This is a genomic window from Mucilaginibacter sp. CAU 1740 (assembly GCF_039839285.1).
Taxonomy (GTDB): Bacteria; Bacteroidota; Bacteroidia; order Sphingobacteriales; family Sphingobacteriaceae; genus Mucilaginibacter.
The window spans coordinates 1-1394 of record NZ_JBDOQS010000029.1 but is presented as its reverse complement, the minus strand read 5'-3'; the positions used below and the strand labels follow the sequence as shown (position 1 = coordinate 1394).

The following is a 1394-nucleotide window of genomic DNA, read 5'->3' as shown; positions in this document are numbered from 1 at the left end:
GTCACCCCTCCTATGTTTGTTGTCAATTGATAAATTAGCAATCAAATAAAGTGAAAAGGGATGAGAGCAGATGGTCACCCCAACAACCATAAGGTATGTTCATAGAGAGATACTGCCTCATTTCTTTTTTGCCCTTTAGAGTTTGAACAGAATGTAAGGAATATTGCATAGCGATATATCCAGGATATCCAACCAGGAGAGAAAACGAAGAAGGGTTATTCACTTTGATATATTATTCAAATTAAGTGATGACAAAGATTTTAAAACAGGTATTAGGCATTGATGTTGCACAAAATGAGTTAGTAGTATCCTTAGGCAAAGTAGACCAGTCTTTAACTAAAGATATTTATGCGTATAAAACTTTCGCCAACAAGCCATCGGGATTTTTGGCTTTACTGACATGGGTAAAGAAACATTCTGATCATGCTATAGCTGTACATTATGTAATGGAGGCAACCGGCGTTTATCACGATAAGCTGGCCCATTTTCTCTCAGATCAGAGCTTGAAAGTAAGTATCGTACTTCCTAATAAAATCAGCAGCTATATGAGGACACTGGAAATCAAGACGATCACAGATAAGACCGCTTCGCAGGCTATTTGTCAGTTTGGATTAGAAAGGTCACTTACCCTTTGGCAGAAACCTAAGAAGATATTCAGGGATCTGAAACAATTAACACGGGAACGAGATCAGATTGTAGCAGATCGGGTAATGACTAAAAACCAGCTACATGCAGAACAAACAGAAGCATTTCCTAATGAGCGGAGCATACACAGGGCCAATCAACGGATTTCCTTGCTGAATCAACAGGAAAAGGAGATCAAGAAAGAAATAGCTGAATTTGTAAAAGCAGATAAGGAACTGTATGAAAAGATAAATCTTGTTACTTCAATACCCGGCATAGGTAGCTTAACAGCTGTAATAACAATAGCTGAAACTAATGGCTTTAACCTAATCAGAAATAAAAAACAATTAGTAAGCCTGGCAGGATTAGATGTTATTAGTAAAGATTCGGGAACCTCGGTTAAAGGGAAGCCAAAAATATCTAAGAAAGGAAACAGGCATATCAGGAAAGCAATGCATATGCCATCGCTAAATGCGATCCGAAATGATGAGCGCTTTAAAGCAGTTTACATCAGACTGGTATCGAAACATGGTATTAAAATGAAAGCTGCTGTAGCTGTACAAAGAAAAATGCTTGAGATGATCTATACTATCTGGACAACAGGAAAACCTTATGATAAAGAATATCTGCAAAAAACAATTGGGGCAGTATAAAATAGTTAGGGCGGATATAACCCGAAGTCATACCGCCCTAAACAGGCTGGCATAGAGCCGCCTTAAGTAAACAAAATTAGAATTTATTTGATAATTAACACAGAATCTCTCTACGCT

The 1394-nt window shown here is 37.7% G+C and carries 1 protein-coding gene; it reads left to right on the top strand.

Going from position 1 to position 1394, the window contains the following annotated elements; all coding sequences use genetic code 11:
- The first annotated feature begins 248 nt into the window (after nt 1–248).
- A complete protein-coding gene (locus AAFN85_RS32045; protein ID WP_347532059.1) occupies nt 249–1277 on the top strand; it encodes an IS110 family transposase in 1029 nt (342 codons plus the stop codon).
- Nucleotides 1278–1394: the final 117 nt, after the last annotated feature.

Excerpts from the sequence above, each read along its gene's own strand:
- AAFN85_RS32045 (WP_347532059.1), top strand. The coding sequence starts at position 249 with ATGACAAAGATTTTAAAACAGGTATTAGGCATTGATGTTGCACAAAAT.